Here is a 23,317-nt window from a genome sequence, read left to right as displayed (position 1 = left end):
ACAGGCTAGGCAAAAGTGTGATCTGGATCTACACTCTTAGCACGGGCAGAATTCGGCCTTAAGGTATTTAGCATTATTAGTATTAAATGTAGAAAGAGAAAAAACATTATGAAAAAAATCAAAACTGCCGCAGCAGCGATGGTGCTTTCCGCACTGTCTTTTGGCGTATTTGCTGCTGATGAAACCACCCCGACAGCCACTGACACCCACAGCCAAATCGGCATTGCGAAAGCCGCTGACGTTGAAGCCGGGTCTAACATCGCGCCAGCCTCTCAGTCCACCGGTCAGTCTATGAATGATGCTTTTGACGTCCATAAACTGGTTGCAGGTGAATGGTCCTGATGGGTTTTGCCGAGTTGTTATTGACGTTTAAACGCTAATTCAACGCGCCAAAAAAACCGGATTTTGTGGTACCGGTTTTTTCGCGGTAAACCTATTTGACGTAAACCTATCGTCCGTATTTCGTCCTGGCGGTGAATACCCGCAAAAGGGTATTACGGATAACGATGTTATTCCCTGCGCAGTTATTTATATTCACGTTCAGCCCCAAATCATTGCCGCCCAACGCAGAAGCAGCATCGCGCCGCAGATGGCAATCAGCACCAGTACCATTTTCCAGTGTTTTACGGCAAATCGTTTTGTTGGCATAACCTGATCCTTGTAAGTTGATGCGAACAGTCTACCAAACAGGGCGGGGAAATGCCCCTTCTCCAGTGGTGAATCAGGTTATGCCTGCTTCCGGTTCGGTTAGAACCAGTGGAATCGTTCTGCAAGAATCAACAATAAACCGGTGGCTGAAAGGATGTTCAATATCACAACCGTTCTACTTGATACGTTCATGGTATGCACCTTTGGGTTTAAAGACTTGTTCAAGAGTAGCCCAGCATCTCTGGAATGCGAGCACCGGAGATATGCGCCCTGCAAATTCATGCGAAAGTGCCAGCGCAGCAATCTGCCCGCAAAGGGTGCAATCTCTCTTTTGTTAGTGTTACCATTGCAGGGCTTGCCGTAAATCCGCATTTATCTGATTTTCGGCGAGTGAATGATCGCGAGCCAATTTGACGATTGTTGGTCAGATGGTGTCGTAATCTATTGTCAAATCACGATTATTTTCTTTGTATATGCTCTTATGTGTGGGGCATCACTGCAAATAAGGATATAAAATGCCTGTAATTACTCTTCCTGATGGCAGCCAACGCCATTACGACCACGCTGTAAGCCCAATGGATGTTGCCCTGGACATTGGTCCTGGACTCGCGAAAGCAACCATCGCTGGCCGTGTTAATGGTGAGCTGGTTGATGCATCTGACCTGATTGAAAGCGATGCGCAGCTGTCTATCATCACAGCGAAAGACGAAGAAGGTCTGGAGATCATTCGTCACTCCTGCGCGCACCTGTTAGGTCATGCGATCAAACAGCTGTGGCCGAACACCAAAATGGCGATCGGCCCGGTTATCGACAACGGTTTCTACTATGACGTTGATCTTGACCATACCCTGACTCAGGAAGATATCGACGCGCTCGAAAAACGTATGCACGAGCTCGCCGAAACTAACTATGACGTCATTAAGAAGAAAGTCAGCTGGCACGAAGCGCGTGAAACCTTCGTGAAGCGTGGCGAGAGCTATAAAGTCTCTATTCTTGATGAAAACATCTCTCATGATGACAAGCCTGGCTTGTACCATCACGAAGAATACGTCGACATGTGCCGTGGTCCGCACGTGCCGAACATGCGCTTCTGTCATCACTTTAAGCTGATGAAAATCGCGGGCGCCTACTGGCGTGGCGATAGCAACAACAAGATGTTGCAGCGTATCTATGGTACCGCGTGGGCCGATAAAAAAGCCCTTAACGCCTACCTGCAGCGCCTGGAAGAGGCGGCTAAACGTGACCATCGTAAAATCGGTAAGCAGCTTGATCTGTACCACATGCAGGAAGAAGCGCCGGGTATGGTGTTCTGGCACAATGACGGCTGGACTATCTTCCGTGAGCTGGAAACGTTCGTACGCTCTAAGCTGAAAGAGTACCAGTATCAGGAAGTGAAAGGCCCGTTCATGATGGACCGTGTGCTGTGGGAAAAAACCGGCCACTGGGACAACTACAAAGATGCAATGTTCACCACCTCTTCTGAGAACCGTGAATACTGCATTAAGCCAATGAACTGCCCTGGCCACGTTCAGATCTTCAACCAGGGTCTGAAATCCTACCGCGATCTGCCGCTGCGTATGGCAGAGTTCGGTAGCTGCCACCGTAACGAGCCATCAGGTGCACTGCACGGTCTGATGCGTGTTCGTGGCTTTACTCAGGATGATGCGCATATCTTCTGTACTGAAGATCAGGTTCGTGATGAAGTTAACGCCTGTATTCGTATGGTCTACGATATGTACAGCACCTTTGGCTTCGAGAAGATCGTCGTCAAACTCTCAACGCGTCCGGAAAAACGTATCGGTAGCGATGAGACCTGGGATCGCGCAGAAGCGGATCTCGCCGTGGCGCTGGAAGAGAACGGCATTCCGTTTGAATACCAGCTGGGCGAGGGCGCATTCTACGGTCCGAAAATTGAATTTACCCTGTATGACTGCCTCGATCGCGCATGGCAGTGCGGTACTGTACAGCTGGACTTCTCCCTGCCGCAGCGTTTAAGCGCCTCTTATGTTGGCGAAGATAACGAACGTCAGGTACCGGTTATGATTCACCGTGCAATCCTCGGTTCTCTGGAGCGCTTCATCGGCATCCTGACTGAAGAGTTTGCCGGCTTCTTCCCAACCTGGCTTGCGCCAGTGCAGGTCGTGGTGATGAACATTACCGATTCTCAGGCTGAATACGTTAAAGAATTGACGCAGAAACTACAAAATGCGGGCATTCGCGTAAAAGCAGACTTGAGAAATGAGAAGATTGGCTTTAAAATCCGCGAGCACACTTTACGTCGTGTCCCGTATATGTTGGTCTGTGGTGATAAAGAGGTGGAAGCAGGCAAAGTTGCCGTTCGCACCCGCCGTGGTAAAGACCTGGGGAGCCTGGACGTAAGTGAAGTGATTGAGAAGCTGCAACAAGAGATTCGCAGCCGCAGTCTTCAACAACTGGAGGAATAAGGTATTAAAGGCGGAAAACGAGTTCAAACGGCACGTCCGAATCGTATCAATGGCGAGATTCGCGCCCAGGAAGTTCGCTTAACAGGTCTGGAAGGCGAGCAGCTGGGGATTGTGAGTCTGAGAGAAGCGATCGAAAAGGCTGAAGAAGCTGGAGTAGATTTAGTTGAAATCAGCCCTAACGCCGAACCGCCAGTTTGTCGTATCATGGACTACGGCAAGTTCCTTTATGAAAAGAGTAAGTCTTCTAAGGAACAGAAGAAAAAGCAAAAAGTTATCCAGGTTAAGGAAATTAAATTCCGTCCTGGTACCGACGATGGCGATTATCAGGTAAAACTCCGCAGCCTGATTCGCTTTCTGGAAGATGGCGATAAGGCCAAGATCACACTGCGTTTCCGCGGTCGTGAGATGGCCCACCAACAGATTGGTATGGAAGTGCTTAACCGCGTCCGTGACGATCTGAGTGAACTGGCAGTAGTCGAATCCTTCCCTACGAAGATCGAAGGCCGCCAGATGATCATGGTGCTCGCTCCTAAGAAGAAACAGTAAGGCCTTCAAGCAGCAAAACCTGTGGAGCCTTCGGGTCTCATAGGTTTTGTTCGCCTATGTTTCGTTTATTTAACAATGCGAAGTGGAAGTAATTAAGATGCCAAAAATTAAGACCGTACGCGGTGCTGCTAAGCGCTTCAAAAAAACCGGTGGTGGTGGATTTAAGCGTAAGCACGCAAACCTGCGTCATATTCTGACCAAAAAATCTACTAAGCGTAAACGTCACCTGCGTCCAAAAGGCCTTGTTTCTAAAGGCGATCTGGGTCTGGTTATCGCGTGCCTGCCGTACGCATAAGCCGTTAACGTTTAATTTTTTACTAAGAATATAGATACAGGAGAGCACATATGGCTCGCGTAAAACGTGGTGTAATTGCACGTGCACGTCACAAGAAAATTTTGAAACAAGCTAAAGGCTACTACGGTGCGCGTTCACGCGTATACCGCGTTGCCTTCCAGGCTGTTATCAAAGCAGGTCAGTACGCTTACCGTGACCGTCGTCAACGTAAGCGTCAGTTCCGTCAACTGTGGATTGCGCGTATCAACGCAGCAGCACGTCAGAACGGTATTTCTTACAGCAAATTCATCAACGGCCTGAAAAAAGCCTCTGTTGAAATCGACCGTAAGATCCTGGCTGACATCGCAGTATTCGACAAAGTAGCGTTCACCGCTCTGGTCGAAAAAGCGAAAGCAGCACTGGCATAAGCCAGTTGAAAGAGGGGGCTTCGCTCCCTCTTTTCATTTAACACCATCAGAAGATTGACTTTTACCCGTGCAACCTTTTCAATAAGGTCTTAACGGTTTTTTACCACACAAGGTAACGCAAGCATGAATGCTGCTATTTTCCGCTTCTTCTTTTACTTTAGCACCTGAATTCAGGAGGCTAGCGCGTGAAAGATGAAACGAAAAACAGCGCCAGATAAGCCTCCTGATGGAGGCTTTTTTTGTGTCTAAATTCGAGAGAATAACTCCACCAAATCGGTGTCTGCACCGACATAATGAGGAAAATCATGTCACATCTCGCAGAGCTGGTTGCCAGTGCAACAGCCGCCATTAATCAGGCCTCAGATGTTGCCGCGTTAGACAATGTCCGCGTCGAATATCTCGGTAAGAAAGGGCATTTGACCCTTCAAATGACAACCCTGCGTGAACTGCCGCCAGAGGAACGCCCGGCAGCGGGTGCGGTCATTAACGAAGCCAAAGAGCAGGTGCAACAGGCACTGAACGCGCGCAAAGCTGAGCTGGAAAGCGCGGTGCTGAATGCGCGTCTGGCGGCAGAGACTATCGATGTCTCCCTGCCGGGTCGCCGTATTGAAAACGGTGGCCTGCATCCGGTTACCCGCACCATTGATCGCATTGAAAGTTTCTTCGGTGAGCTCGGCTTTACCGTGGCGACTGGCCCGGAAATCGAAGATGATTACCACAACTTCGACGCCCTCAACATTCCAGGCCATCATCCGGCACGTGCTGACCACGACACTTTCTGGTTCGACGCCACCCGTCTGCTGCGTACTCAGACCTCGGGCGTTCAGATCCGTACCATGAAGGAACAGGAACCCCCGATCCGCATTATCGCACCGGGCCGCGTGTACCGTAACGACTACGATCAGACCCATACCCCGATGTTCCATCAGATGGAAGGCCTGATTGTTGATAAGAACATCAGCTTTACCAACCTGAAAGGTACGCTGCACGATTTCCTGAACAACTTCTTTGAGGAAGACCTGCAGGTTCGTTTCCGTCCGTCCTACTTCCCGTTCACTGAACCGTCTGCGGAAGTTGACGTGATGGGTAAAAACGGCAAATGGCTGGAAGTGCTGGGCTGCGGCATGGTGCATCCAAACGTTCTGCGCAACGTGGGTATCGATCCAGAAGTCTACTCCGGCTTTGCGTTCGGTATGGGCATGGAGCGTCTGACAATGCTGCGCTATGGCGTGACCGATTTGCGTGCATTCTTCGAAAACGATCTGCGTTTCCTCAAACAGTTTAAATAAGGGCAGGACAGAACAATGAAATTCAGTGAACTGTGGTTACGCGAATGGGTGAACACCACGCTTGATAGCGAAGCGCTTTCCAACCAGATCACCATGGCGGGTCTGGAAGTTGACGGTGTTGAGCCGGTTTCTGGCGCTTTCAATGGCGTCGTTGTGGGCGAAGTGGTTGAGTGCGGTCAGCACCCTAACGCTGACAAGCTGCGTGTGACAAAAATTAACGTAGGCGGCGATCGCCTGCTGGATATCGTCTGCGGCGCGCCAAACTGCCGTCAGGGCCTGAAAGTGGCCGTGGCGACCGTGGGGGCTGTACTGCCGGGCGATTTTAAAATTAAAGCAGCGAAACTGCGCGGTGAGCCGTCTGAAGGCATGTTGTGTTCGTTCTCTGAGCTGGGTATTTCCGACGATCACAATGGCATCATTGAGCTGCCGCTTGATGCGCCTATTGGTATCGACATCCGCGAATACCTGAAACTTGATGACAACACCATTGAAATCAGCGTGACGCCAAACCGTGCGGACTGCTTAGGCATTATCGGCGTGGCCCGCGATGTGGCCGTGCTGAACCAGACTGAACTGAACGTACCGGAAATCGTACCGGTTGACGCTACCATCAGTGACACACTGCCGATTCAGGTTGAAGCCGCTGAGGCGTGCCCACGCTACCTTGGTCGTGTGGTGAAAGGCATCAACGTAAAAGCGCCAACCCCGCTGTGGATGAAAGAGAAGCTGCGTCGCTGTGGTATTCGTTCTATCGACGCCGTCGTTGACGTGACCAACTATGTTCTGCTGGAGCTGGGTCAGCCGATGCACGCGTTCGATAAAGATCGTATCGAAGGCGGTATTGTGGTGCGTATGGCGAAAGAGGGCGAAACCCTGGTTCTGCTCGACGGCAGCGAAGCAAAACTGAATGCTGATACGCTGGTGATCGCGGACCACGTTAAAGCGCTGGCGATGGGCGGTATCTTCGGTGGCGAACACTCCGGTGTAAACGATGAAACGCAAAACGTTCTGCTGGAATGTGCGTTTTTCAGCCCGCTCTCTATCACCGGTCGCGCACGTCGTCACGGCCTGCATACCGATGCCTCTCACCGTTATGAGCGTGGCGTCGATCCGGCGCTGCAGCACAAAGCGATGGAGCGTGCGACGCGTCTGCTGATCGACATCTGCGGCGGTGAAGCGGGCCCGGTTATCGACGTCACCCACGAAGCGACGTTGCCGAAGCGTGCGACCATTACCCTGCGTCGTAGCAAGCTGGATCGTCTGATTGGTCACCATGTTGCTGACGCACAGGTCAGCGATATCCTTCGCCGCCTGGGTTGTGACGTGACCGAAGGGCAGGACGAGTGGAAAGCCGTTGCGCCATCCTGGCGTTTCGACATGGAGATCGAAGAAGATCTGGTGGAAGAAGTGGCTCGCGTATATGGCTACAACAACATCCCGGATGAGCCTGTTCAGGCGGGTCTGGTGATGGGAAGCCACCGTGAAGCAGATTTGTCTCTTAAGCGTGTGAAAACCATGCTGAACGACAAAGGCTATCAGGAAGTGATCACCTACAGCTTTGTTGATCCAAAACTGCAGCAGATGATCCATCCGGGCCAGGAAGCGCTGATTCTGCCAAGCCCAATCTCCAGCGAAATGTCCGCGATGCGCCTGTCCCTGTGGACCGGTCTGCTGGGGACTATCGTTTACAACCAGAATCGTCAGCAAAACCGCGTGCGAATTTTCGAAAGTGGTTTACGCTTTGTACCGGATAATCAGGCAAATTTAGGCATCCGTCAGGATCTCATGCTGGCTGGTGCCATCAGCGGTAACCGTTACGAAGAGCACTGGGACCTGGCAAAAGGCACGGTTGATTTCTACGATATGAAGGGAGATCTGGAAGCAATTCTCGATCTGACCGGTAAATTATCTGAAATTGAATTCCGTGCAGAAGCGATCCCTGCGCTGCATCCAGGCCAGAGCGCGGCTATCTATTTAGACGGCAAACGCATTGGTTTCATTGGCGTTGTTCATCCTGAGCTGGAGCGCAAGCTGGACCTGAACGGCCGTACCATCGTGTTCGAGCTGGAATGGAGCCCGGTTGCAGACCGCGTCATTCCTCAGGCCCGCGACGTCTCACGCTTCCCGGCAAACCGCCGTGATATCGCGGTTGTGGTCGCGGAAAATGTGCCCGCAGCAGATATTTTGGCCGAATGTAAGAAAGTTGGCGTAAATCAGGTAGTTGGCGTAAACTTATTTGACGTGTACCGCGGCAAGGGCGTAGCAGAAGGTTTCAAGAGCCTCGCTATTAGCCTTATCCTTCAGGATACCAGCCGTACACTCGAAGAAGAGGAGATTGCCGCTACCGTCGCCAAATGTGTAGAGGCATTAAAAGAGCGATTCCAGGCATCATTGAGGGATTGAACCTATGGCGCTTACAAAAGCTGAAATGTCAGAATATCTGTTTGATAAGCTTGGGCTTAGCAAACGAGATGCCAAAGAGCTGGTAGAGCTGTTTTTCGAAGAGATCCGTCGTGCTCTGGAAAATGGTGAGCAGGTAAAACTCTCCGGTTTTGGCAATTTTGATTTGCGTGACAAAAACCAACGTCCGGGCCGTAACCCAAAGACGGGGGAAGATATTCCGATTACAGCCCGCCGCGTGGTGACCTTCAGACCCGGCCAGAAGTTAAAAAGCCGTGTCGAAAACGCAACGCCCAAAGCAGAGTAATATGAACTAACTAAAAAGGCCGCTCACGCGGCCTTTTTTCTTTGCGCTCTCTGGCAAACCCGCCGTAAAATCAATTACATCACACGCTACTAAAACCATGTCCATGCTTGATTATGCCCATCGCCAGCACCGTTTAGATCAACGACACCTGCTTTTGCTCGTGCTGCTGCTCATTGTTACCGCAGGCGTTAGCCTGTGCGCCGGGGAACAGTGGATAGGGCCTGAACACTGGTTTGAGCCTGAGGGGCAGCTTTTCGTCTGGCAAATCCGTCTGCCGCGCACGCTGGCGGTGATCCTGGTGGGCGCCGCGCTGGCACTGTGCGGCACCATTATGCAGGCATTATTTGATAACCCGCTGGCGGAGCCCGGGCTGCTCGGCGTATCGAATGGCGCGGGCGTAGGGCTGGTGGCGGCGGTGATGTTGGGCGGGGGGGAACTCTCCTCATGGGGGATTAGCCTCAGCGCCATTATCGGCGCGTTGCTGATAACGGTAATCCTTTTGCGCTTTGCCAGACGGCACTTATCAACCAGCCGGCTGCTGCTTGCCGGGGTGGCTCTGGGGATCATCTGTAGCGCACTGATGACCTGGGCGGTGTACTTCTCCACGTCCTTTGACTTGCGTCAGTTGATGTACTGGATGATGGGCGGCTTCGGGGGCGTAGACTGGCGCCAGGGCTGGCTGATGGCACTGCTGATACCGGTCTTGCTGTGGGCAGGCCTGCAGGCACAGCCGCTGAATATTCTCGCGCTGGGGGAAACCTCGGCCCGCCAGCTTGGCATGCCGATAGGCTTCTGGCGTAACGTGCTGGTCATTGCCATTGGCTGGCTGGTTGGTGTGAGCGTGGCACTAGCCGGGGCGATTGGCTTTATTGGGCTGGTGATCCCGCACATGCTGCGTCTGTGCGGTATCACCGACCATCGAACCTTACTGCCGGCCTCGGCGGTTGCCGGGGCGGTAACGCTGCTGGTGGCGGATATCATCGCCCGGCTCGCCCTGACAGCCGCTGAGCTGCCAATAGGCGTGGTGACCGCCACGCTGGGCGCGCCGGTATTTATCTGGCTACTATTAAAATCCGGACGTTAAATCACTACCCGTATGATAACCTGAGGGAATGCTATGCAGTCTGATATTTTGAATACCGAAGTGACCACCATTGAGGGTGAGAAAACCACGCTGGAAAGCTATAAAGGCAACGTGCTGCTCATCGTGAATGTGGCCTCCAAATGTGGCCTGACGCCACAGTACGAGCAGCTGGAAAACATTCAAAAAGCCTGGGAGAAAAACGGTTTCACCGTACTGGGCTTCCCGTGCAACCAGTTCCTGGGCCAGGAGCCGGGCAGCGAAGACGAAATCAAAACGTTTTGCAGCACCACCTACGGTGTGACGTTCCCGATGTTCAGCAAAATCGACGTTAACGGTGAACATCGCCATCCCCTGTATGCGAAGCTGGTGGCGGCCGCACCGACCGCCGTTGCGCCGGAAGGCAGCGGTTTTTATGAGCGCATGGCCAGTAAAGGACGCGCGCCGCTCTATCCGGACGATATCCTGTGGAATTTTGAAAAATTCCTTGTTGGTCGTGACGGACAGGTGGTGCAGCGTTTTTCACCGGACATGACGCCTGAAGATCCGATTGTGATGGAGTCTATCAAGCTGGCGCTGGCGAAATAATGACGTTGCTGATGCAGCTCACGGACGTCGCCGATACGGGGCGTCTGGAGCCGATAACCGGTGCCATCAATGCAGGCGAAATCCTGCATCTTGTCGGGCCGAACGGCGCAGGAAAGAGCACCTTACTGGCGCGCATGGCGGGGCTGACCGCCGGCTCGGGGGAGATAACCCTGCTGGAGCATAACCTTGCTGACTGGTCGCCAGTCTCACTGGCGCACAGGCGCAGCTATCTGGTGCAGCAGCAGGTCCCGCCCTTTGCGATGCCCGTCTGGCACTACCTGATGCTGCATCTGCATGATAAACAGCATACGTCGCTGCTCACTGAGGTGGCGGCGGGATTAGGGCTAGAAGATAAACTGTCCCGGCATGCCAGCCAGCTTTCCGGGGGCGAGTGGCAGCGCGTGCGTCTGGCGGCCGTCATTTTGCAAATTCACCCGGCCGGCAATCCACATGGCAGACTGCTGCTTCTGGATGAACCGATGAGCGGTCTGGATGTGGCACAGCAGGCCGCGCTGGACACCCTGTTAAGCTCCCTGAGCAGAAAAGGGATCGGCGTGGTCATGAGCAGTCATGACCTGAACCATACGCTGCGTCACGCCCACCGGGTGTGGCTGTTGGCGCGAGGAAAGATGATTGCCAGCGGCACGCGCGATGCGGTATTGACGCCGCCAAATCTTGCCCGCGCGTACAATATGTCTTTCCGCAGGCTGGATATAGAAGGGCATAAGATGCTGATTTCTACCGTGCAGGCGTAACCGTTTCTTGCCTGTTAACGCCGTTGCACGCTAAATTACGAAAAGAACAAAAAAAGCAGAGGATTCGTCTGAAAATGCGATTCTGGTTTCTCCTGATGGCCGCGTTATTTCTTGCGGGATGCAGTAGCCATCGTGCGCCGCCGCCTAACCCGCGGCTTTCAGATTCTATTACCGTCATTGCCAGCCTTAACGATCAGCTGAGCAACTGGCGCGGCACGCCCTATCGTTATGGCGGCATGAGCCGTGGGGGCGTAGATTGTTCTGGCTTTGTTCTGATGACGTTTCGCGATAAGTTTGATTTACAGCTTCCGCGCGAAACGCGCAAACAGGCGGAAATTGGCACGGAAATCGATAAAGATGATTTGCTGCCCGGCGACCTGGTTTTTTTCAAAACCGGCTCGGGTGACAGTGGGCTTCACGTCGGTATTTATGATACCGATAATCAGTTTATTCACGCCTCGACCAGTCGTGGGGTGATGCGCTCGTCGCTCGATAATGTTTACTGGCGTAAAAACTTCTGGCAGGCACGACGTATTTAGTCTGTCAAAGAGCAGTCTCTTATGATGGCATGATAACTAATAAATCATGCCATTTTTTCTCAAATAAGAGTTTTAAAGTTAAATTTACGAAAAATGACTTATCTCCTCAGGAGTCTGTTTTATCTAAAACTGGCTATTACTGAGCAACCAGGATAAGATTATTTTAGATTCAGGGATAAATCTGAAAAATAATACGGAACTAATGAAATTAATCTTATTAAAATCAAGACAGTGGAATTGTGTCGGCAATTGCTCCAGGATGTCCTCTCTCATCTTTAATGCGGGGCGAGTGCAATGATTATTACGCTAGATAATGCTTACCAGTCTGAACTGATGCTTCTGCCTGCCCGTAATAGCGCCGGCGAGCTTAAAGGTTTAGAGGTTCTGGTTAACTTTACTGGCGTCGGTACCCACGTTCGGATCCCCACCGAACTCGTTATCCCGCGGCTTTCGGCTGAAGAAGAGTTAGCGTTGTTTAACGAGAAATTGCAATTGCTTGATACCTGTAAACTGTTTTTTATTCAGCATCAGTTAATTGCATGGATCAATATTACACCTGTAATTGTTGAATTTTTATTAAGTAATGGGAACGCTGTTTCAATACTTGAGCGTTATCCGTTTCTTGAGTTTACTGTTAATGAGAATTATCCAGGTTTAAATAACGGGAAGGACGATCTGCAACTGGCGAGAATGGCAATCCATTTTCCGCTGGTGCTGGCAAACTTTGGCGCAGGCGCAGCGTCGTTGAAAGCCGTTTATGATGGATTGTTTAAACGGGTCATTCTCGACAAGGGATTTATCCAGCAGCGTGCTTCTGAACTCTCTTTTGAGCCTTTTATGCGCGCAATCCTCTGGCAAATAACGCCTCACTGTCAGTCCGTGCTCGTCGGCGGCATTGATGACCATGGTTTATTGCAGCGCGTCTTGTCCTTTAACTTTGGCGCAATGCAGGGGGCGCTCTGGCCAGCCGTCTCTGCAGAGCACGTCACCACGCTCGTTCAGTGATAACCCTCTCTTTCGCCCGTGTTTAAGTCCGGGTAAACCCTCTACACTAAAAGCAGGAGGACCTATGACCCTGTCTTTTACTGCTCACTGGCATGACGAGTTGCCGGGTTTTTATACCGCACTCAAACCCACACCGTTACAAAATTCCCGTCTTATCTGGCATAACGATCGGCTGGCAGATGAGCTGGCTGTTCCACCTGAGATGTTTCAGCCCGCCGACGGCGCTGGCGTCTGGGGAGGCGAAACGCTGCTTGCCGGTATGCAGCCTCTGGCTCAGGTCTATAGCGGACATCAGTTTGGCGTCTGGGCAGGACAACTGGGCGATGGCCGGGGGATCCTGCTGGGCGAACAACGGCTGCCCAACGGGGAGACGGTGGACTGGCACCTGAAGGGTGCCGGCCTGACCCCTTACTCGCGAATGGGCGACGGGCGCGCGGTATTGCGTTCGACTATTCGCGAATGTCTGGCATCCGAAGCGATGCATGCGCTGGGGATCCCCACCACCCGCGCACTGTCGATTGTAACCAGTGACACCCCGGTGGCACGTGAAACGATGGAAAAAGGGGCGATGCTCATGCGCGTTGCGCAAAGCCATCTGCGTTTTGGCCACTTTGAACACTTTTATTATCGTCGTGAGCCGGAAAAAGTCCGCCAGCTTGCGGATTATGCCCTTCGTCATCACTGGTCTCATTTCCAGGACGAGGCCGATAAATACATTCTCTGGTTCCGCGATGTGGTAGCCCGTACCGCAACTATGATTGCCCGCTGGCAGACGGTCGGGTTTGCCCATGGGGTGATGAACACGGACAACATGTCGCTTCTCGGGTTGACCTTTGATTACGGTCCGTTTGGCTTCCTTGATGACTATCAGCCGGGGTACATCTGCAACCATTCTGACTATCAGGGACGTTACAGTTTCGACAATCAGCCGGCTGTTGGCCTGTGGAACCTGCAGCGCCTTGCGCAAACTCTGTCGCCGTTTATCGACGTTGATGCCCTGAATGATGCGCTCGACAGCTACCAGGACATTTTACTGCGCGAATACGGCGTGCTGATGCGCAACAAGCTGGGGCTGGTGACGCAGGAGAGGGGCGATAACGACATCCTGAACGCTCTGTTTGCCCTCATGGAACGTGAAGGCAGCGATTACACCCGCACCTTCCGGATGCTGAGCCAGACTGAGCAACACAGTTGTGCCTCACCGCTGCGCGACGAGTTCATTGACAGGCAGGGCTTTGACGACTGGTTTGCGCTTTACCGCGCGCGGTTGCAGCAAGAGCAGGTCGACGACGCAACCCGGCAGGCGCAAATGAACGCGGCGAACCCGGCGATGGTTTTGCGCAACTGGCTGGCGCAGCGGGCTATTGAACAGGCAGAGCAGGGGGAGTATGACGAACTACATCGCCTGCATGTGGCTCTGCGTACGCCGTTTGCTGACCGTGATGACGACTATGTCAGCCGTCCGCCGGACTGGGGGAAACGCCTGGAAGTGAGCTGTTCGAGCTAGCCCGGGCGGACAAAACCTGACACCTTGCGGTGCCAGGTTTTTTTATGCCGATACCGCGGTCACTGTGCGACCCATCCGCCATCCATATTCCAGGCGGCGCCGCGGACCTGTACTGCGCTGTCACTGCACAAAAACAACGCCAGCTCGCCTAGCTGTTCCGGCGTAACAAACTCACCGGCGGGCTGTTTCTCTGCCAGCAGTTGCTCACGAGCGACATCCGGTGCGACGCCATCGGCAATACGTCTGTCGATTTGCTGCTGCACCAGCGGGGTCAGCACCCAGCCCGGACAGATAGCATTGGCGGTAATACCGGTGCGGGCGGTCTCCAGCGCCAGGGATTTGGTAAAGCCCACCACGCCATGCTTGGCGGCAACATAGGCGGATTTCTCTTTCGACGCGACCAACCCATGCACGGAGGCGATATTAATGATGCGCCCCCAGTTTTTCGCCTGCATCGCAGGCAGCGCCAGCCGGCTGGTGTGAAAGACGGAAGAGAGGTTGATGGCGATAATGTCGTTCCATTTCTCCACCGGGAACGCATCAACAGGTGCGACGTGCTGTATACCGGCGTTGTTGATCAGAATATCGACTCCGCCATACCGGGTTTCGGCGTAGTGCATCATGGCTTCAATCTGCTGGACGTCACGCAGGTCCGCATCGTGATAGCCCGGCGTTTTACCCCGTTTCGCGATTTCGTCTCTTGCCGATTCACTGTCGCCGAAACCGTTAAGAATCAACTGCGCGCCGGCCTTCGCCAGCACGCCAGCGATCCCAAGTCCAATACCACTGGTCGAGCCGGTCACCAGTGCGGTTTTACCGTTCAGATTCATTTTATTCTCCTTACACAATGCCGGTGAGATAGAACACGGCAATGACAAAAAGCACCGCCAGACTTTTGATGAGAGTGATAGCGAAAATGCCGCCATACGCCTGACGATGGCTCAGACCCGTAATGGCAAGCAACGTTATCACGGCCCCGTTATGGGGAAGCGTATCCATGCCGCCGCTGGCCATCGAGGCCACGCGGTGGAGAACCTCCAGAGGGATATTGGCTGCGTGGGCGGCCGCGACAAACGTATCGGCCATGGCCGCAAGGGCGATGCTCATCCCGCCCGACGCCGAACCGGTGATCCCGGCAAGCACGGTCACGCTGATGGCTTCGTTGAGCAACGGGTTCGGGATAGCGGCGAGCGCTTTGGATAAGATCAGAAAACCGGGCAGCGCAGCGATCACCGCCCCGAAACCGTATTCAGACGCGGTATTCATTGCCGCCAGAATGGCGCCGCTGACCGCCGTCCGGCTGCCTTCTGCCAGCCGTCCCCGGATATTGCGAAATCCAAAAAGCAGTACCATGACAATACCCGCGATCAGCGCCGCTTCCACGGCCCAGATGGCGGTGATTTTGCTGACCTCGGTGACAATCGGCTTCGCCAGCCCGGGCAGGATAAGCTCATGGCGCGTCCCATACCAGCCGGGGATCCAGCGGGTAAACAGCAGGTTGAGGATCCCGACCAGCAGCAGAGGGGAAATGGCGATCAGCGGATGGGGCAGATTAATGTTGTCCGGCGTTTCAGGTTCATTTTTCAGATCGGAACCGTAACCCTCATTGTTGTTGAGCGCCTTTCGCCGCTGACGCTCCAGCCAGAGCAGGCCAAAACAGAGGATAAACAGCGAGCCAATCAGCCCAAGCCACGGCGCGGCCCAGGCGTTAGTGCCAAAGAAGCTGGTGGGGATAATGTTCTGGATCTGCGGCGTACCGGGCAGGGCGTCCATGGTAAACGAGAACGCACCCAGAGCGACGGTCGCCGGGATAAGACGTTTGGGGATGCCGCTCTGGCGGAACAGTTCGGCGGCAAAAGGATAGACGGCAAACGCCACCACGAAGAGCGAAACGCCGCCGTACGTTAACAATGCACACACCAGCACAATGACCGGAATCGCATGGCGGCGCCCGAGGATCTGGATCGCTGCAGCGACGATAGCGCGTGAGAAACCGGAAAGCTCAATCAGCTTGCCAAACACGGCACCCAGCAGGAACACCGGGAAGTAGAGCTTGACGAAGCCGACCATCTTTTCCATAAACAGACCGGTAAACGTCGGGCCGACGGCCCCCGGATCGGTCAGCAGCACGGCACCCAGCGCCGCGATGGGGGCAAACAGAATAACGCTGTATCCGCGATAGGCCGCGAGCATCAGCAATGCCAGCGCCGCCAGGGCAATCAACACACTCATTATGACTCCTCACTATCATTGTTATATTCGGGTACCAACGAGATGTCCGGGCGCGGTTAGCGCGCAAGGGTTAATGCAATGCCTTGCCCACCTCCCACACACAGGGTGACGAGCCCTTTTTTCGCGTCGCGGCGTTGCATCTCATGCAGCAGCGTGACGAGGATCCGACAGCCAGAGGCGCCGATGGGGTGGCCAAGCGCAATCGCACCACCGTTAACGTTCACCTTACGTTCATCCCAGCCGAGCAGTTTGCCAACGGCCAGCGCCTGCGCGGCAAAGGCTTCATTTGCTTCAATGACGTCCACCTCATCCAACGCCCAGCCAGCCCGGGCCAGAGCCGTCTGGCAGGCGCTGACCGGCCCGATGCCCATCACCGATGGATCAACGCTGGTCACGGCATAACTCACGACCCGTCCCAGGATCGGTAATCCGCTTTCCCGCGCTTTTTCACCGCTCATTAACAGCACCGCAGCGGCACCATCGTTCAGGGTTGAGGCATTACCCGCCGTGACCGTTCCATCTTCACGACGAAAGGCAGGGCGCAACTGAGCGAGTTGCTCAGCGGTGGTTCCCGGCCGGGGTTGTTCATCACTGCTGACCAGGCTCGGCGGCTTTTTACCCTCGCTTACCGTGACCGGAGCCATCTCCGCGTCAAACAGACCGCGCGCAATGGCCGACGCCGCTTTTTGCTGCGACCGGGCGGCAAAAGCGTCCTGCTGCTCGCGGGAGATACCATACTGGCGGGCAACGTTTTCCGCGGTGATGCCCATGTGATAATCGTTAAATGCGTCCCACAGGCCGTCCGTTATCATGCTGTCCTGCAATCCTGTATGACCAAAACGCAACCCTGACCGCGCACCGTCCAGCAGGTAAGGGGCATTGCTCATGCTCTCCTGGCCGCCAGCGATAACCACGTCGGCATCGCCGCAGCGGATAGCCTGCGCGGCGAGCTGCACCGCTTTTAAGCCGGCACCGCACACCAGATTGACGGTTGTCGCGGGCGTACTGACGGGCAATCCGGCCGTGAGAGCGGTCTGACGGGCGGGGTTTTGTCCGCACCCTGCCGTCAGCACCTGACCGAAAATCAGTTCGTCTACCTGATCTGCGCACAGCCGGCTGTTCTCAAGCAGGCGACGAACCGCTACGGCACCCAGTTCAACCGCGGAAAGGGAGGAGAGCGATCCGCGAAAACTGCCTACAGGGGTTCGCGTGGCCCCGACAATCATGACCTCATTCATGTTCACTCCTCAGTTGACACGCATCTCGCGCACGTCGTCCGCCACGATGATTTTCCCGGCTGTTTTACTGACGATGTCGTCAATACTGACGCCGGGGGCGTATTCCCGCAGAATGAACGCGCCGTCTTCAATCTCCAGCAACGCAAGGTCGGTTAACACCCGACGGATACAGCCAGCGCCGGTCAACGGCAGCGTGCAGCGCGGCAGCAGTTTTGACTCTCCGTTTTTTGCGGCATGGGTCATCACCACAATGATGTTCTGCGCCCCGGCGACCAGATCCATCGCGCCTCCCATCCCTTTCACCATCTTGCCCGGGATCATCCACGAGGCGATGTTGCCTTCGACATCCACTTCGAACGCCCCGAGTACGGTCAGGTCAACATGACCGCCCCGGATCATGGCGAACGACTGGGCCGAGTCGAAAATGGCTGCACCGATCCTCGCGGTGACGGTCTGCTTACCGGCGTTGATCATGTCGGCGTCAAGGCTCTGCTCATCCGGAAAGGCTCCCATCCCCAGCAGGCCGTTTTCAGACTGGAGCATCACGTCCATTCCCGCCGGAATATAGTTCGCCACAAGGGTCGGGATCCCTATCCCCAGGTTGACGTAGTAACCGTCGCGCAGTTCTCGGGCGACGCGCATGGCCATCTGTTCACGGGTTAACATCTTCAGACTCCCTCTGCGCGCAGCGTGCGCTGTTCAATGCGTTTCTCGAACTGGCCGACAATCAGCCTGTCGACGTAGATCCCCGGGGTATGAATGGCCGACGGGGGCAGTTCGCCCGGGGCGACGATCTCTTCCACTTCCACTACCGTTATCCGGCCCGCGGTGGCCATCAGCGGGTTAAAGTTTTGCGCGGTATGGCGATAGATAACGTTGCCGTACCAGTCCGCTTTCCAGCCCTTGATCAGCGCAAAATCGCCGGTGATGGCCTCTTCGAGGACATAATGCTTGCCGGCAAACTGGCGAACTTCCTTGCCAGCAGCCACGGGGGTGCCATAGCCGGTGGCCGTGTAAAACGCCGGAATACCCGCTCCGCCAGCGCGAACCTTTTCTGCCAGGGTTCCCTGTGGGGTGAGTTCCACTTCCAGCTCGCCGCTCAACACCTGTTGCTCGAACAGCGCGTTTTCGCCCACGTACGACGCCACCACTTTTCGTACCTGGCGCGTCTCAAGGAGTATCCCGAGACCAAAACCATCGACGCCGCAGTTGTTTGAAACCACCGTCAGCCCCTGCACCTGACGGCGTCTGACTTCGGCAATCAGGTTCTCAGGAATGCCGCACAGGCCGAAGCCGCCCGCCAGCAATGTCATTCCGTCCGTCAGCCCGTCCAGCGCCTGCGCATAGCTGCCGACGCGCTTATCCAGTCCCGCCATAATCATCCCTCCCGTTATCCGTGCCGGTATCATTAAGGGCGGCGACTCATTTGTTAATTTTGTATTTGTGACCCACTCATTTGGTTTTTTTATTAATTTCCTGTTAACTAAATTTTTTCAATTAGTTAACAAGGTGAAAAATGAGAATGAGTGTCAAACAGTTACGCGCGTTTTTAGCGGTAGCTCACACTCTGAATTTCGCGCATGCCAGTGAACGGCTGAATCTTTCCCAGCCGGCGCTCAGCCTGACGATTAAAGGCCTGGAGGAGGCGCTGGGGGGACCGCTGTTGCAGCGCAGCACCCGCAAGGTGGCGCTGACGCAGGAGGGGGAGACCTTTTTACCGATGGCGCGCCAGCTGCTGGCGGACTGGGATAACGCCGAAGAGGCCATGCATCAGTGCTTTACGCTGCAGCGCGGCAAAATCTCAGTCGCGGCGATGCCGTCATTTGCGGCGAATGTCCTGCCGGAGGTGCTCAAGGCATTTCGCGATCGCCACGCCGGGATCAATGTCACCGTCCATGATGTTATCAACGAGCAGGTAATTGAAATGGTGCGGGAAGGGCGGGTCGAGATGGGGATCGCGTTTGAACCGGCGCCGACCCATAACCTGCTTTTTACGCCGCTGGGTCTCGATCGATTTGTCGCCATTGTGCCGAAATCGTCCGCTCTGGCAGCCAAAAAACGCCTTTCATGGGAAGCGCTACTGACGCTGGATTTCATTACCCTGCAGCGCCCTTCGGCCGTTCGTCTGATGATGGAAGAAGAGCTGGCCCGCAGCGGTCGTAAACTGGATGTGGCGCTGGAGAGCCATCAGCTGGTGACGGTAGGCAGAATGGTCGCCAGCGGCCTGGGCGGCAGTGCGGTCCCGGCACTGTGCGAGGCGCAGATGACCTCGTTAGGCGCGGTCTGTATTCCACTCGATAACCCGCCGATTGAAAAATGCATCGGCGTGATCCACCCCGGGCACACGCAGCTTTCAAAAGCGGCGCATGCCCTGCTTGAGACGCTGAAAGATTTTTATCAGCCCGGTCAGGGGGCGAGAAACACCTGCGGCGAGGCGTGAACCGGATGTGGGCCAACGTATACCTGCGCGCCATACCACCGGGCCAGCGCGTCGGCCTGTAAAACCGTTTCCGGCGTGCCCTGAGAAACCAGCGTGCCGTTATGCAGCAGCAGGATCCGGTCCGCCCACAGCGCTGCCAGATTGAGGTCGTGCAGCACCACGCACACGTGAAAATCGCCCTGACGGGTCAGGGATTTCAACAACCGCAGCAGATGCTGCTGGTGGTAAAGATCCAGCGCGGAAGTGGGTTCATCGAGAAACAGCCAGCCGCGCGGACCGCCGTCATGCCAGAGCTGCGCCAGGGCGCGGGCGAGCTGGATCCGTTGTTGCTCGCCACCGGAGAGGGCCGAAAAGTGTCGGTCTGCGAGGGGCAGGCAGCCCGTTATTGCCATTACGGCTTCGACAACCGGGGCTTCAGGGTAGCGCGTCCAGGGCGCGCGGCCCATACCCACCACCGCGTCGACCGGCCAGTCGAAACCGAGCTGCGTATTCTGGCGCATCACTGCCCGGCGGCGTGAGAGCTTTTGCGGGTGCCACACCTCAAGCGGCGTACCCGCCAGGCTGCATTGCCCACCAGAAGGCGTGAGATAGCCTGTGAGCAGGCGCAGTAACGTCGATTTTCCGGCACCGTTAGGCCCAATCAACGCCACCATTTCCCCCGGAGATAACGCCAGCGACACGTCGTTGATAAGTGTCCGTTGCCCGACCTGATAAACAAGACGTTCCGCGCAGTAGCGTTCAGCCATGTGCGCCTCCACGACGAAAAATGAGCCACAGGAACCACGGCGCGCCGAAGAGACTGGTCAGTAAACCGACCGGCATTTCAGCCGGTGCGACCAGCGTGCGCGCCACCGTATCGGCAACCAGCAGCAGCGACGCCCCGGCCAGTACGGAGCCGGGGATCACGGCCCGGTGATCGGCGCCCAGCCACATCCGTATCAGGTGCGGCACCACCAGACCGACAAAACCAATCACCCCGCTGACGGCAACCGCGGCGGCAACCAGTAAGGAGCTGCACAGCAACAGGATCCGCTGTACCTTCACTACCGCCACGCCAAGGTAGTGCGCTTCTTCTTCACCCAGCTGCAGTAAATTGAGCGCGCAGGCAAGATGCCAGATCATCAGAACGCCTGGCACCATCAGCGAGGTGACGGCCAGCAGCGTAGACCACTGCGCCTGACCCAGGCTGCCCATGCCCCAGAGGGAGAGCTGGCGAAGCTGGGCATCATTGCTGAGCCATGACAGTACGCCGACTGCCGCACCGCACAGGGCATTGAGGGCAATGCCCACCAGTAACAGCCGTGAAAGTGTGCTGTTACGCTGCTGGCTTAGGACGAAAATGACGAAAGTGGCCGCCAGCGCACCCCCAAATGCCGCGATCATGGGAGCGTAAAGCATCATCAGCGCGGGGAGCGAGAGGGGAATGACCACCCACAGCGCCACGGCCAGCGCCGCGCCGCTGCTGATCCCAAGCAGCCCCGGATCCGCCAGCGGATTACGAAAAAGCCCCTGCATTACGCAGCCTGCCAGCGCCAGCGAGCCGCCGGTGACCAGCGCCAGCAGAACCCGGGGGAGACGAATGGTCAGCCAGATCTGACGCAGGGTTTCATCACTGCCGCGCCACAGCAGACTGACCGGCAGATGCAGTGCGCCAGCCCCGGAGGCCGCCAGCGTCATGATCGTCAGGATGGCGGCCAGCATCCACAGCGACAACGCGATCCGTCGGGACATCAGGGCAGTTGCTCCGCCCGGGTGCGCAATTGCTGTATGGCCTGCGGCGTGCGCACGCTAAAGCCCAGCAGCGCCATATCGTCGATGGCCAGCACCTGCCTGTTCCGTCCCGCCGGCGTTTGCGCCAGGCCGGGAAGTGTCCACACATTCGCTTCGCCACCCAATGCCTTTACGCCATCCTGTGAAATCACGACAAGGTCAGGCTGGCTGGCAATCACGCCTTCCTGGGACAGCGGCTGATAACGGGTAAAGCCCTGCATCGCGTTTTGCAAACCCGCTGCGCGAATGGCTGCATCCGCGGCGGTCTGTTGTCCGGCAGCCATCGCGGTCATCCCGCCGTGGTTGAGGATAAACAGTACCCGTTTGTCGAGTGGCGAGGTGGGCAGGGCTGCCAGCGCCTGGCGCAGCCTGGCGCGCAATGCGTCACCCTGTGCTTCGCGATGCGTCGCTTCGGCAATGACTCGCACCTTTTCGTCAATCACGCTCAGGTCATGACTGTCGGGAACGGTGACGACCCTGACGTGACTTTGCTCGACCTGTTTTAACGCCAGCGAGGGCTGCGCCTGGGCACTGGCCAGCACCAGCGTCGGGCGCATGGATAAAATCCCCTCCGCGTTAAGCTGGCGCAAATAGCCGACGTCGGGCAGGGCGTTCGCCGCCTGCGGCCACTGGCTGGTGCTGTCGCGGGCAACCAGTGACGATCCCGCGCCAAGGGCATAAACAATCTCAGTCACGTCACCCCCCAGGGCGACAATTTTCTGCGGTGTGGCCGCGAACGTCACCAGCGGCAGGGCGCAGAGCAGGGAGAGCCATTTTTTCATGCGGCCAGCCCTTTTCGGGTCAGGGCGTCGACCTGGCTGCGCCACTGACGCTGCTCTGGTTCACCTTCGCTGCGTTGACCGTACAGCTGAGCGATTTGCGTCCCGTCGGCGGCAAAGAGCTCCAGGCTGGTGACGTGCCCGTCAGCGGTGGGTTTACGCGTCACCCATGTTTCGGCGATGGACGTATCCTGCAGATGCAGGGTAAAGGTTGGGTTGAAGATGTTGAGCCAGCCTTTCATCAGGACGACGTTTTCCACCACGCCGGTAAAGATCTGCACGCAGCCGCGGTTGCCGACGAAGATCATCATTTCATTCCCCTCCAGGCGGACCGTTTCCAGCAGCTGTGCCAGAGCAGTGTTGTCTACCCTGCAGGCCAGATCGTCGCCCACCAGACGAAACGCCTGCTGGCGGCTCAGATTGTGGCGCTTCAGCAGGCCGAAGAACTGATGCACGTCGGTCATGGCGCGCCACTCCTGATCAACGAGGGCGGCATCAGCCTTTTCGTTGTGGGCAGGGACATCGGCATGCTTCAGCGCCAGTGGCGGATTATCGGCAAAGATAAAGCGCGTAAGCAGGTCGCCCCAGGCAGAAATATCGGTGTTATCGGTCGTGTAAACTTTCAGCAGGGCATCGCCCTGAAGGTCGAAGAACTGAATGCTCTGACGCTCACCGCGGGCGGTGGTTTCACTGATGTGGAACGCGCTCGCCCACTGGTTGAGAAACAGGCGCAGATCCAGCGCCCGCGGATTCAGTACCAGCCCGGCGTGGCCGCCAAGGTGTTGATGCGTAAACGCGCCCACCTGCTCGTGAACTGCATAGTCGTTACGACAGATGCATTTGGTCTCGCCCACGGCTTCCAGCGCGCCGATGATTTCGCGGATGTCGCCGTGCAGGCGCCAGGCGTCGTGGCCCACGCGGGCGAAGGTCAGCTCTGCTTCGCTGATGTTCATTAAGCCTGCGATGTCACGTGCGTATTGACCCGGATTTTCTTCTTTCAGCGCAAGCCAGCGTGTGTAGTGATTCATTGTCTCTTCCTTTCGAATA

General features: G+C 55.7%; 27 protein-coding genes and 1 other annotated feature. Of the genes, 16 read left to right on the top strand and 11 right to left on the bottom strand.

The genetic code is table 11. From position 1 onward, the window contains the following. Positions 1-108: 108 nt before the first annotated feature. Entirely contained in the window at positions 109-342 is a 234-nt protein-coding gene (locus HV157_RS03810) for a hypothetical protein (RefSeq protein ID WP_182268489.1), read from the top strand. Positions 343-540: 198 nt separating this feature from the next. On the opposite strand, the gene yniD is transcribed toward HV157_RS03810, so the two are convergent. Both yniD and yncL read right to left on the bottom strand, forming a co-directional pair. Next, positions 541-648 (bottom strand): small membrane protein YniD, encoded by a 108-nt coding sequence (gene yniD, locus HV157_RS03805; protein WP_008500658.1) that lies wholly within the window; start codon positions 646-648, stop codon positions 541-543. A gap of 99 nt (positions 649-747) precedes the next feature. Next, positions 748-840 carry a stress response membrane protein YncL gene (gene yncL, locus HV157_RS03800; RefSeq protein ID WP_021241082.1) on the bottom strand — a complete coding sequence of 31 codons (93 nt, stop codon included), beginning with the start codon at positions 838-840 and terminating at the stop codon, positions 748-750. Between the two features lie 323 nt (positions 841-1,163). Between yncL and thrS the strand changes: the two genes are divergently transcribed. The 14 genes from thrS to selO all read left to right on the top strand — a co-directional run bounded on the left by thrS (position 1,164) and on the right by selO (position 13,811). Continuing rightward, positions 1,164-3,092, top strand: a complete 1,929-nt coding sequence (gene thrS / locus HV157_RS03795) for a threonine--tRNA ligase (protein WP_014169692.1) — start codon at positions 1,164-1,166, stop codon at positions 3,090-3,092. A gap of 3 nt (positions 3,093-3,095) precedes the next feature. Further along, positions 3,096-3,638: a translation initiation factor IF-3 gene (gene infC, locus HV157_RS03790; RefSeq protein WP_023616141.1), complete on the top strand. Its 543-nt coding sequence runs from the start codon at positions 3,096-3,098 to the stop codon at positions 3,636-3,638. A 97-nt stretch (positions 3,639-3,735) separates the two neighbouring features. Beyond that, a complete protein-coding gene (rpmI, locus tag HV157_RS03785; RefSeq protein ID WP_003030583.1) occupies positions 3,736-3,933 on the top strand; it encodes a 50S ribosomal protein L35 in 198 nt (65 codons plus the stop codon). Positions 3,934-3,983: 50 nt separating this feature from the next. Next, entirely contained in the window at positions 3,984-4,340 is a 357-nt protein-coding gene (gene rplT, locus HV157_RS03780; protein WP_000124850.1) for a 50S ribosomal protein L20, read from the top strand. A gap of 118 nt (positions 4,341-4,458) precedes the next feature. Continuing rightward, positions 4,459-4,583 (top strand) — a sequence feature (Phe leader region). Continuing rightward, complete coding sequence (gene pheM / locus HV157_RS03775) at positions 4,464-4,508, top strand: pheST operon leader peptide PheM (RefSeq protein WP_001386830.1); 45 nt, start codon at positions 4,464-4,466, stop codon at positions 4,506-4,508. It overlaps the preceding feature by 45 nt. 62 nt (positions 4,584-4,645) lie before the next feature. Then, positions 4,646-5,629, top strand: a complete 984-nt coding sequence (gene pheS / locus HV157_RS03770) for a phenylalanine--tRNA ligase subunit alpha (RefSeq protein ID WP_020884406.1) — start codon at positions 4,646-4,648, stop codon at positions 5,627-5,629. A gap of 15 nt (positions 5,630-5,644) precedes the next feature. Next, entirely contained in the window at positions 5,645-8,032 is a 2,388-nt protein-coding gene (gene pheT / locus HV157_RS03765) for a phenylalanine--tRNA ligase subunit beta (RefSeq protein ID WP_182268490.1), read from the top strand. Positions 8,033-8,036: 4 nt separating this feature from the next. Further along, positions 8,037-8,336, top strand: coding sequence for an integration host factor subunit alpha (gene ihfA, locus HV157_RS03760; protein ID WP_003857805.1), 300 nt, complete (start codon positions 8,037-8,039; stop codon positions 8,334-8,336). A gap of 103 nt (positions 8,337-8,439) precedes the next feature. Next, a complete protein-coding gene (gene btuC / locus HV157_RS03755) occupies positions 8,440-9,420 on the top strand; it encodes a vitamin B12 ABC transporter permease BtuC (RefSeq protein ID WP_025204397.1) in 981 nt (326 codons plus the stop codon). 33 nt (positions 9,421-9,453) lie between these two features. Next, entirely contained in the window at positions 9,454-10,005 is a 552-nt protein-coding gene (locus tag HV157_RS03750; RefSeq protein WP_182268491.1) for a glutathione peroxidase, read from the top strand. Beyond that, on the top strand, positions 10,005-10,760 hold the full coding sequence (gene btuD, locus HV157_RS03745) for a vitamin B12 ABC transporter ATP-binding protein BtuD (protein WP_182268492.1): 756 nt from the start codon (positions 10,005-10,007) through the stop codon (positions 10,758-10,760). The genes HV157_RS03750 and btuD overlap by 1 nt, the downstream gene beginning before the upstream one ends. Positions 10,761-10,834: 74 nt before the next feature. Beyond that, a complete protein-coding gene (locus tag HV157_RS03740; RefSeq protein ID WP_020884403.1) occupies positions 10,835-11,299 on the top strand; it encodes an NlpC/P60 family protein in 465 nt (154 codons plus the stop codon). A 294-nt stretch (positions 11,300-11,593) separates the two neighbouring features. Continuing rightward, on the top strand, positions 11,594-12,304 hold the full coding sequence (locus HV157_RS03735) for an EAL domain-containing protein (protein ID WP_020884402.1): 711 nt from the start codon (positions 11,594-11,596) through the stop codon (positions 12,302-12,304). A 64-nt stretch (positions 12,305-12,368) separates the two neighbouring features. Next, positions 12,369-13,811 carry a protein adenylyltransferase SelO gene (selO, locus tag HV157_RS03730; RefSeq protein WP_047366441.1) on the top strand — a complete coding sequence of 481 codons (1,443 nt, stop codon included), beginning with the start codon at positions 12,369-12,371 and terminating at the stop codon, positions 13,809-13,811. A gap of 59 nt (positions 13,812-13,870) precedes the next feature. On the opposite strand, the gene HV157_RS03725 is transcribed toward selO, so the two are convergent. The 5 genes from HV157_RS03725 to HV157_RS03705 are packed head-to-tail and all read right to left on the bottom strand — an operon-like array spanning position 13,871 to position 18,657. After that, the gene (locus HV157_RS03725; RefSeq protein ID WP_032681201.1) at positions 13,871-14,641 is read right to left on the bottom strand and encodes a 3-hydroxybutyrate dehydrogenase; all 771 of its coding nucleotides are present in this window, start codon (positions 14,639-14,641) and stop codon (positions 13,871-13,873) included. Positions 14,642-14,651: 10 nt separating this feature from the next. Further along, positions 14,652-16,046 carry a GntP family permease gene (locus HV157_RS03720; RefSeq protein WP_220471079.1) on the bottom strand — a complete coding sequence of 465 codons (1,395 nt, stop codon included), beginning with the start codon at positions 16,044-16,046 and terminating at the stop codon, positions 14,652-14,654. A gap of 53 nt (positions 16,047-16,099) precedes the next feature. Continuing rightward, positions 16,100-17,281 (bottom strand): acetyl-CoA C-acetyltransferase, encoded by a 1,182-nt coding sequence (locus tag HV157_RS03715; RefSeq protein ID WP_182268494.1) that lies wholly within the window; start codon positions 17,279-17,281, stop codon positions 16,100-16,102. 9 nt (positions 17,282-17,290) lie between these two features. Continuing rightward, the gene (locus tag HV157_RS03710) at positions 17,291-17,947 is read right to left on the bottom strand and encodes a 3-oxoacid CoA-transferase subunit B (RefSeq protein ID WP_182268495.1); all 657 of its coding nucleotides are present in this window, start codon (positions 17,945-17,947) and stop codon (positions 17,291-17,293) included. A 2-nt stretch (positions 17,948-17,949) separates the two neighbouring features. Beyond that, positions 17,950-18,657, bottom strand: a complete 708-nt coding sequence (locus HV157_RS03705; RefSeq protein ID WP_032677981.1) for a CoA transferase subunit A — start codon at positions 18,655-18,657, stop codon at positions 17,950-17,952. A gap of 140 nt (positions 18,658-18,797) precedes the next feature. Between HV157_RS03705 and HV157_RS03700 the strand changes: the two genes are divergently transcribed. Then, the gene (locus tag HV157_RS03700) at positions 18,798-19,721 is read left to right on the top strand and encodes a LysR family transcriptional regulator (protein ID WP_020884395.1); all 924 of its coding nucleotides are present in this window, start codon (positions 18,798-18,800) and stop codon (positions 19,719-19,721) included. Here the strand turns inward: HV157_RS03700 and HV157_RS03695 are convergent. From HV157_RS03695 to HV157_RS03680, 4 genes are read right to left on the bottom strand one after another with little or no spacing between them, the layout of a single operon-like run. After that, the gene (locus HV157_RS03695; RefSeq protein WP_063925061.1) at positions 19,688-20,467 is read right to left on the bottom strand and encodes a heme ABC transporter ATP-binding protein; all 780 of its coding nucleotides are present in this window, start codon (positions 20,465-20,467) and stop codon (positions 19,688-19,690) included. The two genes, HV157_RS03700 and HV157_RS03695, sit on opposite strands and share 34 nt — an antisense overlap. Continuing rightward, positions 20,460-21,452: an iron ABC transporter permease gene (locus tag HV157_RS03690; RefSeq protein ID WP_182268496.1), complete on the bottom strand. Its 993-nt coding sequence runs from the start codon at positions 21,450-21,452 to the stop codon at positions 20,460-20,462. Before HV157_RS03690 ends, HV157_RS03695 begins: the two co-directional genes overlap by 8 nt. Continuing rightward, positions 21,452-22,273, bottom strand: a complete 822-nt coding sequence (locus tag HV157_RS03685; RefSeq protein WP_040017270.1) for a hemin ABC transporter substrate-binding protein — start codon at positions 22,271-22,273, stop codon at positions 21,452-21,454. Before HV157_RS03685 ends, HV157_RS03690 begins: the two co-directional genes overlap by 1 nt. Further along, the gene (locus HV157_RS03680; RefSeq protein ID WP_040017271.1) at positions 22,270-23,298 is read right to left on the bottom strand and encodes a hemin-degrading factor; all 1,029 of its coding nucleotides are present in this window, start codon (positions 23,296-23,298) and stop codon (positions 22,270-22,272) included. The genes HV157_RS03685 and HV157_RS03680 overlap by 4 nt, the downstream gene beginning before the upstream one ends. Positions 23,299-23,317: the final 19 nt, after the last annotated feature.

The sequence above is a fragment of the Enterobacter sp. RHBSTW-00318 genome, from assembly GCF_014101375.1.
Taxonomy (GTDB): domain Bacteria; phylum Pseudomonadota; class Gammaproteobacteria; order Enterobacterales; family Enterobacteriaceae; genus Enterobacter; species Enterobacter ludwigii.
The sequence above is the reverse complement of the archived record's forward strand: the minus strand, read 5'-3'. Positions and strand labels throughout refer to the sequence as shown.